Consider the following 12,015-nt stretch of genomic DNA (forward strand, 5'->3'; position numbering starts at 1 on the left):
CGGGCCGGCACGCGGCGTCAGGCCCCGTCCACGTCGGTCCGGACCGGCCCGGCGACGCCGAGTGGCCCGGGCGCGGCGCGCAGCCGACCCGGAACGGCCCACCACTGATCGGGCCGGTCGACGACCGGAGCGGTGAACCCGTCCCCGGTCACCCGGGCCAGCCGCAGCAGGAAGGCGGCGATGCCTGCGGCGCCCTGCATCCATCCCGTCCCGGGTGGCAGCAGCGGTGGGTCCTGACGGTGCTCCACGAACCGCCAGCGGGCCCCGTCGTCGTCGCGGATCGCCCGCTCGACGAGCGCATCGCCCATCATGCAGGCGGCGTCCCGCAACGGCCCCCACACGGCCGGCTGGTCCTGTGCGGCGTCCAGCAGCGCGTCGCCGACCCCGGCGGTGCCGCAGCAGCGGCCGTCGTTGTCCCAGAAGCCGGGGCGCAGCCGGCGAGGCACGCCGGCGGCGAGCACGGCGTGCAGGCAGCGCCGTCGCAGCTCACCCGTCCCGACGCCGCCGACCTGCTCCACCCCGGTGTGGGCCAGGGCGGCGAACAGGTACGAGGTCCCGGTCGGACCATGGCACCAGCCGTACGTGACCGGTTCGACGTCCCGTTGCGAGAACGGCAGGGTGTGCGGCACGACGAACCCGCCGTCGTCGAGGGAGCCCACGGTGAGCAGGTGCCCGGCGCCCTGGCGGGCGGCGTCGAGGAAATCGCCCCGGCCGAGTGCCCGCCCGGCGACCGCCAGTGCCGTGGCCACACCGGCCGTGCCGTGCGAGTAGTTCGGCATGCTCGACGGGTGGCCCGGGCGGATGCGCCAGGCCAGTCCGCCGCCGGCCGGTTCGGCCGCCCGCAGCAGCGCCTCCCCGCCGGTGGACATGATCCCGTCGGCGAGGTCGCCGCCCGCCCAGGCGGCAGTCAGGACCACCCCGGCCGTGCCCATGATCAGGTCGGTGAGCGGACCGTCGTGTCCCGCCCCGACCGCCAGGGTCGTGTCCCACCCCGCGGGGGTACGCAGTTCGGCGAGCCGCTCCAGCGCGATCCGTTCCCGTCCCGGGGCGAGCAGCCGCAGCGCCACCACGTCCCCGGCCAGTCCGTCGCAGAACGACGGCTCGACGCGGACGGCCGCCATGGTCGACAGCCGGTCCGTGATGCCGGCCGCGAGGGATCGCTCCACGTCCGTCAGCGGGCGGTGCTGCCCGATCTCCGCCAGTACCGGGGCGAGTCCGGCGATCCCCGCGTACAGCGAGTCCCGGTCGTCGGCGGGCCCGGCCGGCGGCCCGTCATCGGGCACCGACACGGGAAGCCACGGCCCGTCGTCGTCCCGGATCTGCCCGAGCACCCATGCCCAGGCCGCCTCGCCCCACTCCCGATACACCCCCGTGTCGACCACGGCGTCACGCTAGCCCGTGCCGCGGGCGACCGCTGACCCGATCCACCCGCCGACTTCCCGTTCTCGCCGGCCGCCCGCGGCGGTGGTCCCTCGTGGAACTCGTCCGGCCGTCGGCGGGTTCGCGGGACGCAGCATGGCGCGGGGTCGTCAGGCCCGGGCCGGCACGCCGCCCGCGCCCTCCCGCAGCGCCAGGTCGGAGAAGTGGCAGGCGACCTCGCGGTCGGCGTCGCCCGGCGTCGGGCCGAGCACCGGCTGCACCTGCCCGCACTGCTGCCGGGCCAGCCGGCAGCGGGTGTGGAACCGGCAGCCCGGCGGCGGGTCGGACGGGCTGGGCGGGTCACCGGCGAGCACGATGCGCCGGCTGCCGCCGCGCTCGCCCGTGGGATCGACCACGGGGGAGGCGGACAGCAGCGCCTGGGTGTACGGGTGGGCCGGCCGGGAGTAGACGGTCTCGGTGTCGCCGATCTCGGCGAGCCGCCCGAGGTACATGACCGCCGTGCGGTCGGCGACGTGTCGCACCACGGACAGGTCGTGGGCGATGAACACCAGGGCGATGTTCATCCGGCGTTGCAGGTCCCGCAGCAGGTTGACCACCTGCGCCTGCACGCTGACGTCGAGGGCGGAGACGGGCTCGTCGCAGACGAGGATCTCCGGTTCCAGGGCGAGGGCGCGGGCGATGCCGATGCGCTGGCGCTGCCCGCCGGAGAACTGGTGCGGATAGCGGTGCATCAGCTCCGGCGCGAGCCCGACGAGGCCGAGCAGCTCGGCGACCCGGTCGGAGCGGGCCCGCCGGTCGCCGCGGCCGTGCACCACGAGGGGCTCGGCGATCAGGTCGCGCACGCACATGCGCGGGTCCAGCGAGGTGTACGGGTCCTGGAAGACCATCTGCACCTGGCGGCGCAGCAGCCGCCGGTCGCGCCCCCGCACGCCGGTGATGTCGCGTCCCCGCACCACGATGCTGCCCGAGTCGGGGCGTTCCAGGCCGACCAGCATCCGGGCCAGGGTGGACTTGCCGCACCCGGACTCCCCGACGACGCCGAGGGATTCCCCGGCGTGCAGCCGGAGGCTCACCCCGTCGACGGCGCTGACCCGGGTGCGGCCGAGCCCGGCCCGGCCGGTGGTGAACGTCTTGCGCAGGTCCGTGGCGACCAGGACGGGTTCAGCCGGTGACGACATGCGACAGCTCCTCGGTGCGGTGGCAGGCGGCGGCGCGGCCGTCGATGACCCTCAGGGCGGGGCGCTCGGTGCGGCACCGCTCGACGACCCGGTCGCAGCGGGGGTGGAACGCGCACCCGGGCGGCTTGCGGGTCGGGTTGGGCGGGGTGCCGGGGATGGCGTACAGGTCGTCGCCGCGCTGGTGGGCCTGGGGCACGGAGCGCAGCAGGGCGTCGGTGTACGGGTGGGCGGGCGTGCCGAGGACCTCGGCGGTGGTGCCGGTCTCCACGACCCGCCCGGCGTACATGACCACGACCCGGTCGGCGACCTCGGAGACGACGCCGAGGTCGTGGGTGATCAGCAGGATGCCGATGCCGAGATCCCGGCGCAGCCCGTTGAGCAGCTCCAGGATCTGGGCCTGGACGGTGACGTCGAGGGCGGTGGTCGGCTCGTCGGCGATGATCAGCTCGGGGCGCAGGGCGATGGCCATCGCGATGAGGATGCGCTGGCGCATCCCGCCGGAGAACTGGTGCGGGTACTCGTCGACCCGCCGGTCCGGGGCGGGGATGCCGACCTGGGCGAGCAGGTCGACGGCGGCGGCGCGGGCCTGCCGGCGGGACGCGCCGCGATGGGTACGGAACAGCTCGCCGAGCTGGTCGCCGATGCTGAGCACGGGGTTCAGGGCGGACAGCGCGTCCTGGAAGACCATGCTCATCCGGTTGCCGCGTACGGCCCGGCGCCCGGCCTCGGTGAGCGTGGTGAGGTCGGTGCCGCCGAGCGCGACGCGGTCGGCCTCGACGCGCACGGTCGGCGGGTGCAGCCCCATGATCGCCTTCGCGGTGACCGACTTGCCGGAGCCCGACTCGCCGAGCAGCGCGACGAGTTCGCCGGCGGCGACGTCGAGGTCGACGTCCACGGCGGCGGGCACGTCGCCGCGCCGGGTGGCGAAGGTCACGGACAGCCCGCGTACCGACAGGGCCTGTCCTCCTCCGTCCGGTGGGGCGGTGGTTGGGGCGTCTGGCTGATTCACCGCGAGCCTCCAGCTACGCATAACGGACGCTCGTGCCGGTAATCCCCGCTGCAACGGCCGTCCGTGCCTGTTCCTGAACTGCATCTTGACTTCCATGCCGAATCATTGCAACCCTCTAATCGGTCGCGCCGGTTCTGGGCGCCGACCCCGGCGGCCGCGCCTCTTCTTCGCGGGCCGCGAATCTGAAGGGACCCCACGCGGATGCTTGAACAGGCGAAGCGCTACACCGGCTACACGGCGTACGACTACCTGGAGGCCGGCAAGGACTTCAAGAAGTTCCGGTACGCCGAGCAGATCGGCCGGGTGCCGGCCTACGCCGGCCTCGACCTCTCCGACAGCCAGCGGGAACGCACGCAGCGGCTGCTGCGCGACGAGATCGTCATCTCGCTGCACGACCACGTCCAGGTCTTCCCCGAGGACATGGGCCAGCTCCGCGAGCACATCCGGGCCGGCCGCGAACCCACCGGCTACCTCGGCCTGTCCCGCTCGGGCATGACCGCCGTGTTCGACAACGGCATGGACGGCACCTGCTGCATCTCCAGCGACGCCGGCTGGAAGTACACCGACGTCCTGTTCGACCTCGGCGTGCGGATGGCCGACATCGCCCACCAGGACTACGTGATCAAGGCCGAGTCGCTCAAGGACATCTACCACGCCCACGAGACCGGCCGGCTCGCGCACGTGTTCGCCCTCGAAGCCGCCACCATGATCGAGAACGAGGTCGACCGCCTCGACGTGCTCTACGGCTTCGGCGTCCGGCAGATCGGCATCGCCTACTCCGAGGCCAACATGCTCGGCGGCGGCCTCAAGGAACGCGGCGACGGCGGCCTGACGTACTTCGGCGAGCGGGCCGTCGAACGCATGAACAAGCTCGGCCTGGCCATCGACATCTCCCACTCCGGCGACCGCACCGCCATGGACGTGATCCAGAAGTCCACCAAGCCGGTGTTCATCACCCACTGCGGCTCCCGCGAGGTGTGGCCGACCAACCGGATGAAGCCCGACGCCGTCATCGCCGCCTGCGCCGAGCGCGGCGGAGTGCTCGGCCTGGAGGCCGCCCCGCACACCACCCTGTCCCCGGCCCACCCCCGGCACAGCCTGGAATCGGTCATGGACCACTTCGTCCACGCGGTCGACCTCATCGGCATCGACCACGTCGCCTTCGGCCCCGACACCCTCTTCGGCGACCACGTCGGGCTGCACGACGCCTTCGCGGCGAACCTGTCCACCAAGGAGGCCCACGGCCGCGTCGAGTACCCCAAGGTCGAGTACGTCGACGGCCTGGAGAACCCCGCCGAGTGCTTCTACAACATCATCGGATGGCTCGTGGCCCACGACTACTCCGACGACGAGATCCGCAAGGTCATCGGTGGCAACACCATCCGCGTCCTCGAGGAGGTCTGGGTCTGATGCGTCTCCGCCTACCCCTCGTCGCCGTCACCGCGCTCGCCGCGGTGGTCGCGACGGCAGCCTGCAGCCCCAGCGCGCCGAGCGACTCGGCCGCCCAGGGCGGCGACAAGAACGCCACCCTCACCATCGCCACCACCACCGACGTGGTCAACTTCAACCCGCTGCTGGGCAACAGCCGCACCGACGGCTGGATCACCAACCTGATGTACCCGCGGCTGCTCACCATCGACGCCAACGGCGCCAAGCAGCCGTACCTGGCCGCCGACCGCGGCTACAGCGACCCCACCACCGGCTTCTACGAGCTGCGCGGCGACATGAAGTGGAGCGACGGCACCGCCGTCAGCGCCGCCGACGTCGCGTACACCATCAACACGATCATGACGAAGAAGCCCGCCGGCAACGTCGTCTACGGCCAGCTCGCCAACGTCGAGTCCGCCTCCGCCCCGACGGCCACCCGCGTCGAGCTGAAGCTCAAGCGGCCCGACGCCACCGTCGTCGACGAGGTCGGCTTCTGGATGAACGTCGTGCCCAAGCACGTCTTCGAGAAGGCCCCCGACGCGGGCACCTTCGCCAACAACAGCGACTGGGTCAGCGCCGGGCCGTTCAAGCTCACCACCGTCGCCAAGGGCCAGAGCTACACCCTGGAGCGGGTCACCCCGTACCCGATGGCCCCCGCCGGCACGCCCAACGTGGCGAAGGTCGTCTACCGGGTCTACCCCGACGTCAACACCGAGATCCTCGCGCTGCGTAACGGCGACGTGGACCTCATCGCCAACGCCCTGCCCCCGGCCCAGGTCAAGACCCTCCAGTCGACCCCCGGAGTCAAGGTCCAGGAGGTCCCCGGCCTCGGGTACGCCCACATGACGTACAACATGACCCGCAAGCCCCTGGACAACCTCAAGGTGCGGCAGGCCCTCGCCCACGCCGTCGACTACGAGGCCATCCGCTCCGTCGTGCTCCAGGGCCAGGCGGTCACCACCGGCTCCAGCCCTATCCCGCCGGTGCTCAAGGACTTCGTCAAGCCCGACCTCAAGGAGTACGCCTTCGACCCGGCGCTGGCCCGCAAGCTGGTCACCGAGTCCGGCGTCGGCACCCTGCGCCCGCTGACGATGATCTACTCGCTGCAGGACGCCGTCACCTCGCAGTGGGCGCAGCTGGTCAAGGACAACGCCGCCCAGGCCGGCATCACCATCGAGCTGCAGGGCATGGACCGTAACACCTACCTGGCCAAGACCGCCGCCGGCGAGTACGACATCTACGCCGGCAACTTCGCCATCATGGACGACCCGGCCACCAACATGGCCCTGACATTCCTGCCCGACGGCGCCATCAACTACACCAAGGTCGACGACCCGGCGCTGAGCGCGCTGATCACCAAGGCCACCGCGACCACCGACAAGGCCGCCCAGAAGGACCTGATCTGGCAGGCCGCCACCCTCGTGCACGACAACGTCTACGACAACGTCATGTACATGCAGAACCTGTACGTCGCGCACAGCGACAAGTGGGACGGCTTCGTGGTCAAGCCCAGTGAGCTGCTGTCGGTGGTTGACCCGCAGTCCCTGGCGAACGCGCGGAAGGTCGGCTGAGCACATGCCACCGGTTGTCGGCTTCGTCGCGCGGCGGCTCGGACGGGCGGTCCTGACGCTCTGGTTCGCCACCACGATCACCTTCCTGCTGCTGCGGCTGCTGCCCGGCAACCCGGCGCTCGCCGTCGCCACCCCCAACATGACCCCGCAGACCCAGGCGATCCTGCTGCGCCAGTACGGCCTCGACGAGCCCCTGCTCGTCCAGTACGGCAAGTACCTGTGGCAGCTCGTCCAGGGCAACCTCGGGGTCTCCATCACCCAGTCCGTTCCGGTGACCGACGTGCTGCTGGAACGCCTCCCGTGGACCCTGCTGCTCACCGGGTCCTCCCTGCTGGTGACGGTCGCCGTCGGCATCCCCCTCGGGGTGCTGGCGGCGACCCGCCCCAGCGGGCTGCTCGACCGGCTCGTGCAGGTCGGCGGCGTCGTCGGCCAGTCGGTCTTCGTGCCCAGCGTCGCGATCGCGCTGCTGTTCCTGTTCGGCCTGCAACTGCGGTGGCTGCCCATCGGCGGCGCGTACAGCCCCGGCGTCTACGGCGGGCAGTGGTACCTCGACGTCGCGGCCCACCTGGTGCTGCCCTGCGTCAGCCTGGTCCTGGTGCAGCTCGGCTCCTACGTGCTGACCCTGCGGGCCACCCTCATCGACTCCCTCGGCGAGGACTACTGCGTCCTGGCCACCGCCAAGGGCCTGCCCCACCGCAAGGTGGTGTGGAAGCACGCCCTGCGCAACGCGCTGCTGCCCACCACCACCCTGGTCGGCCTGCAACTGGGCTTCCTCGTCGGCGGCGCGGTGCTCACCGAGACCGTCTTCGCCTACCCGGGCATCGGCCGGGGCATCTACGAGGCGGTCACCCAGCTCGACTACCCCGTCCTGCAGGGCGCGTTCGTCCTGCTCGCCGCGACCGTCGTGCTCGCCAACGTGGTCACCGACCTGGCGTACGGCCTGCTCGACCCGAGAGTGAGGACCCAGTGACCGCCGCCGGCATCGCCCTCGACCAGGTCGTCGCCGACCAGCCGACCGCCGCGAGCGCCACCTGGACGGCGTTCCGCCGCAACCCGCTGGGCCTGGTCTCCCTCGCCGTGCTCGCCGCCCTCGTCGTCGTCGCGGTCGCCGCCCCGCTCATCGCCGACTACCCCGGCGGCTACGGCCCGGCGGTGCTCACCCCGCCGTCCGGGCAGCACTGGTTCGGCACCGACAACCTCGGCCGCGACATCTTCGCCGAGGTCGTCTGGGGCACCCGGATCAGCATGCTCGTCGCCGCGCTCTCCTCCGCCCTGGCCATCGTCATCGGCGTGCTCGTCGCGGTGCTCGGCGCGTACTTCCCGAAGGTCGACACCATGGTCGGCACGGTCGTCGACCTGGCCCTGTCGCTGCCGGTGCTGCCCCTGATGATCCTCGTCGCCGCCCTGGCCGGGCCCAGCCTCGCCACCGTGGTCGTGGTCATCGCCCTGTTCTCCTGGCCGGAGGTGGCCCGCGTGGTCCGCTCCCAGGCCCTGGCCGTGGTCCGGCTGCCCTACATCGACGCCGCCCGGCTCACCGGCGGCTCCTGGCTGTGGATCATCCGCCGGCACCTGGTGCCCGCCGTCGCCCCCGTCATCGTGGTGTCGGTCGTGCTCACCGCCTCCCGGGCCGTGCTGTCGGCCGCCGGCCTGGCCTTCCTCGGCCTCGGCGACCCCAACAGCTGGTCGTGGGGCCGGATCCTCTACGAGGCCCAGCAGTCCGGCGCGATGTCCAGCGCCTGGTGGACCACCCTGTTCCCCTCGCTGGCGATGCTCGCCCTCGTCGTCTCCGCCACCATCATCTCCATCGCCTACAACGACGCCCGCAACCCACGCACCCGGGAGAACTGACGTGCTGTCGACCCAACGGCTCCCCGTGGACTTCTACCGCTCGGTGCAGGACGACGTGCGCGCCGCCGCCGACCGCGCCGGCCTGGCCGCCGTCCTCACCGACCACCCCGACGACGTCGCCTACCTCACCGGCTTCTTCCACCACCCCTGCGAACGACCGGTGGCCGTGCTGCTGCCCGTCGACGGCCCCACCCGGCTGCTGCTGCCCGAGCTGGAACGCGAGCACGCGCAGGCCCAGCACGCCGCCGCCGACCTGGTGTCCTACCCGGAGTTCCCCGGCCGCGTCCCGCCGTTCACCCACCTGCGCGACGTCGCCGGCCGCGTCGGCCACCCCGGCAGCACCGCCGCCGCCCGCGTCGCCGAGATCGCCCGGGACCTGCCCCGCGCCGAGCTGGAGATCGCCGACGTGGTGGGCACGGCCCGGCTGCGCAAGCGGCCCGAGGAGATCGCCCTGCACGCCGAGGCGGCCCGGATCACCGACCTCATGCTGGTCGCCGGCCGCGACCTCGTCGAACAGGCGCTCGCCGCCGGCGGCGAGCTGCCGAGCGAGGCCGAGCTGGCCGCGCACGTCACCCGGGTCGGCACCGCCACGATGTACGCCGACCACGCCGACGTCGTGGTGGTGTCCCTGCTCGCCGGCGGCCTCGTCTACGCCGGCCCCAACAGCGCCCACCCGCACGGCCTGCCCTCGGGCTACCGGCTGCGCCCCGGCGACACGTTCATGCTCTCCCTCGGCTGCGCCGTCGGCGGCCGGTACGTCGAGGGGGAGCGCACGTTCCTCCTCGGCGAGCCCAGCGCCGAGCAGCGCCGCTACTACGAGGCCGTGCGCGCCGCCCAGCAGGCCGGCACCGAGTTCCTCGCCCCGGGCGTGGTCTGCGCCGACGCCAACCGGCACTGCCTCGACGTGATCCGCGACGCCGGCCTGGCCGGGTTCCTGCGCCACCGGCAGGGCCACGGCATCGGCCTCGGCATGCACGAGCCGCCGTGGCTGGAGGACGGCGACCCGACCGTGCTGGAGGAGGGCATGGTCGTCTCCAACGAGCCCGGCATCTACGTGCCCGGCCACGCCGGCTACCGCATCTCCGACTCGATGCTGATCACCGGATCCGGGGCCCGCCCCTTCACCAGCTACCCCCGTTCCCTCGACGACGTCGTCATCCCCGTCCCCTGAGCCGCCGTCCCGTCCCCTGAGGAGTGCCCGCCGTGCGACTGCCGATCAACGGAAACGAACTGGAGGTGGAGGTCTTCGGCGCCGAGGACGCTCCGCTGCTCATCGCCCACCACGGCGCGCCCGGCCTCGGCTCCCGCGCCGAGCCCCGCGCCACGTTCCGGCCGTTCGCCGACACGTTCCGCGTCCTGGTCTTCGACGCCCGCGGCAGCGGCGTCAGCGAGGGCCGGCCGCCGTTCACCCACGAGCAGTGGGTCGCCGACGTCGACGCGCTGCGGGAGTGGGCCGGCGCGGAGCGGTTCGTCCTGGCCGGCGGCTCCTACGGCGGCTTCATCGCCATGGAGTACGCGATCCGCCACCCCGAACGGCTCACCGCCCTCGTGCTGCGCGACACCTCCGCCGACCACGAGAACGAGAAGGCCGCCCGGCGCAACGCCGAGGCATCCACGCGGGTGAAGATCGACCCCGATAAGCTGGACCGCATCAACACCGGACGGGTGCGCGACGATGACGACCTGCGGGACTGCTGGCGGGAGATCCTGCCGCTCTACGACCATGTCTACGATCCGGCGGCCGTCGAGGCCAAGGTCGAGGCCACGTTCTACCGCTACGAGACGCACAACCACGCGTTCGCGGTGAACCAGCCCGCGTACGACATCAAGGCCGACCTGCACCGCATCACCTGCCCGACGCTGGTGACCGTCGGCCGCGACGACTGGATCACCCCGGTGGCCAGCAGCGAGACCATCGCCGACCTGATCCCCGACGCGCGGCTGGTGGTGTTCGAGAAGTCCGGCCACTCCCCGCAGGTGGAGGAGGCCGAGCTGTGGCGCGAGACGGTACGCGACTTCCTGCGCGAGGTGGGGGCGGATGAGCAGCGGTCCTGAGCACCTGGACGACCTGGACCGGCGGATCATCCTGGCCCTGCAGGCCGACGGGCGGGCCACCTGGACCGAGATCGCCGAGCGGTGCCAGACGTCGGTGACCACCGTGGCGCGCCGCGGCCAGCAGCTGCTGCGCGACGGCATCGTCCGGGTCGCGGTGATGCCTGACGTCGAGTACCCGGGCGCGGCGGACCTGTTCGTGCTGCGCATCACCTGTGAGCCGGGCACCCAGAAGCGGGTGCTGGCCCAGCTCGCCGACCGGGCCGACCTGCGCTTCCTGGCCCTGGTCACCGGCCCGGCGGACATCATCGCCGAGCTGAGCCTGCGCCGGGGCGACTCGCTGCATGCCCGGATCGTCGAGGAGATCCAGGCGATCGAGGGCGTGCAGCGCTGCGACACCGACCTGACTCTGCACGTCTACAAGGTCTCGCACGACTGGGGCCAGCAGCTGGTCGTGCCGGGCACGCCCGACACCGTGGTCGAGGTGCACCAGTGCGCGCCGGGTCACTTCGACGCCGCCGACGAGAAGATCATCGACTTCATGCAGGAGGACGGCCGGGCCAGCTTCCGCGCGGTCGCCAAGGCCCTCGGCGTCGACGAGAGCACCGTGCGCCGCCGGTTCGAGGTGCTCCAGCGCCGGGGCTGCATCAGCGTGGTCACGCTGGTCTCCGCGCCGGCGCTCGGCTTCGAGTCCGAGATCATCTTCAACATCACCGTCGACCCGGCCCGCCTCGACACCCTCGCGCACGAGCTGGGCACCCACCGGGGCGTCCGGTACGTCGCGGCCACTCTCAACCGCAACGCGCTGTTCTGCGAGGTCATCCTGCCCACCACCGATGACGTGCACGCGTTCACCACCCGCACGCTCGGTCGCCTCGACGGGGTGCAGGGCTGGACGGCCAGCATGGTGCTGCTCACCATCCGGCGGGGCTTCGTCGAGACCCCCTGGTGGCGCGACAACGTCTGAGGCGGGCATCCGGGCAGTTCGGAGGCCTTCTCCGCCAAGGAGGGGGGTCGATTTTGCGGGCCCGAGGGGACGGAGTAATGTTCTGTTCCGGCAGGGAAACGGGCGCCAGGTGGGAGACCACGGCGGGCGGCCTGCCGGACCCCAGGAAGCCACCGGCGGATGCCGGGTGCAGAATGGTGCCCGTAATTCGGGTGGAAGCGGGTCGGATCGGGATTCTCCGGTTTGACAGTCCGGAAACCGGAGGGTAACGTAGTAAAAGTGCCCAGCGCGGAAGCGGGGGGCACGGACTGAACGAGATGCCCCGGATGGGGCCCCCGGGTTCGGGGGTTTCGGATGGTGTGTGGTTGTTCTTTGAGAACTCAACAGGGTGCTTGATAAGCCAGTGCCAAGTAGTTTGATACCCCGCGCTGGGTCGGCCTTCGGGTTGGTCTGGTGGGGATTCCTTTGGCAACACTTTTTGTTGTCGGGATGGATTGTTCAACAGGTTTTTGTTGGAGAGTTTGATCCTGGCTCAGGACGAACGCTGGCGGCGTGCTTAACACATGCAAGTCGAGCGGAAAGGCCCTTCGGGGTACTCGAGCG

The 12,015-nt window shown here is 71.8% G+C and carries 10 protein-coding genes and 1 rRNA gene; 8 read left to right on the top strand and 3 right to left on the bottom strand.

From position 1 onward, the window contains the following. Positions 1-17: 17 nt before the first annotated feature. From LPA42_RS21570 to LPA42_RS21580, 3 genes are all read right to left on the bottom strand, one after another. Positions 18-1,382 (bottom strand): lanthionine synthetase LanC family protein, encoded by a 1,365-nt coding sequence (locus tag LPA42_RS21570; RefSeq protein WP_077937905.1) that lies wholly within the window; start codon positions 1,380-1,382, stop codon positions 18-20. A gap of 147 nt (positions 1,383-1,529) precedes the next feature. Further along, positions 1,530-2,558 carry an ABC transporter ATP-binding protein gene (locus LPA42_RS21575; RefSeq protein WP_077937906.1) on the bottom strand — a complete coding sequence of 343 codons (1,029 nt, stop codon included), beginning with the start codon at positions 2,556-2,558 and terminating at the stop codon, positions 1,530-1,532. Then, the gene (locus LPA42_RS21580; RefSeq protein WP_228986816.1) at positions 2,542-3,492 is read right to left on the bottom strand and encodes an ABC transporter ATP-binding protein; all 951 of its coding nucleotides are present in this window, start codon (positions 3,490-3,492) and stop codon (positions 2,542-2,544) included. Before LPA42_RS21580 ends, LPA42_RS21575 begins: the two co-directional genes overlap by 17 nt. 276 nt (positions 3,493-3,768) lie before the next feature. On the opposite strand from LPA42_RS21580, the gene LPA42_RS21585 reads away from it, so the two are divergent. From LPA42_RS21585 to LPA42_RS21620, 8 genes are all read left to right on the top strand, one after another. Then, positions 3,769-4,977, top strand: a complete 1,209-nt coding sequence (locus tag LPA42_RS21585; RefSeq protein ID WP_074476047.1) for a dipeptidase — start codon at positions 3,769-3,771, stop codon at positions 4,975-4,977. Beyond that, a complete protein-coding gene (locus tag LPA42_RS21590) occupies positions 4,977-6,566 on the top strand; it encodes an ABC transporter substrate-binding protein (RefSeq protein WP_077937911.1) in 1,590 nt (529 codons plus the stop codon). The genes LPA42_RS21585 and LPA42_RS21590 overlap by 1 nt, the downstream gene beginning before the upstream one ends. A gap of 4 nt (positions 6,567-6,570) precedes the next feature. Continuing rightward, the gene (locus LPA42_RS21595; RefSeq protein WP_077937912.1) at positions 6,571-7,536 is read left to right on the top strand and encodes an ABC transporter permease; all 966 of its coding nucleotides are present in this window, start codon (positions 6,571-6,573) and stop codon (positions 7,534-7,536) included. Then, the gene (locus LPA42_RS33990; protein WP_077937913.1) at positions 7,533-8,414 is read left to right on the top strand and encodes an ABC transporter permease; all 882 of its coding nucleotides are present in this window, start codon (positions 7,533-7,535) and stop codon (positions 8,412-8,414) included. Before LPA42_RS21595 ends, LPA42_RS33990 begins: the two co-directional genes overlap by 4 nt. Position 8,415: 1 nt before the next feature. Beyond that, positions 8,416-9,585: a Xaa-Pro peptidase family protein gene (locus tag LPA42_RS21605; protein ID WP_198956583.1), complete on the top strand. Its 1,170-nt coding sequence runs from the start codon at positions 8,416-8,418 to the stop codon at positions 9,583-9,585. A 32-nt stretch (positions 9,586-9,617) separates the two neighbouring features. Continuing rightward, complete coding sequence (locus tag LPA42_RS21610) at positions 9,618-10,469, top strand: alpha/beta fold hydrolase (RefSeq protein ID WP_077937914.1); 852 nt, start codon at positions 9,618-9,620, stop codon at positions 10,467-10,469. Next, complete coding sequence (locus LPA42_RS21615) at positions 10,453-11,433, top strand: Lrp/AsnC family transcriptional regulator (RefSeq protein WP_077937915.1); 981 nt, start codon at positions 10,453-10,455, stop codon at positions 11,431-11,433. Before LPA42_RS21610 ends, LPA42_RS21615 begins: the two co-directional genes overlap by 17 nt. 488 nt (positions 11,434-11,921) lie before the next feature. Next, positions 11,922-12,015: ribosomal RNA gene (locus LPA42_RS21620) — 16S ribosomal RNA — on the top strand; the annotation flags it as partial.

Origin of the sequence: Micromonospora sp. DH13, assembly GCF_020873825.1 — a bacterium.
GTDB lineage: Bacteria > Actinomycetota > Actinomycetes > Mycobacteriales > Micromonosporaceae > Micromonospora > Micromonospora haikouensis.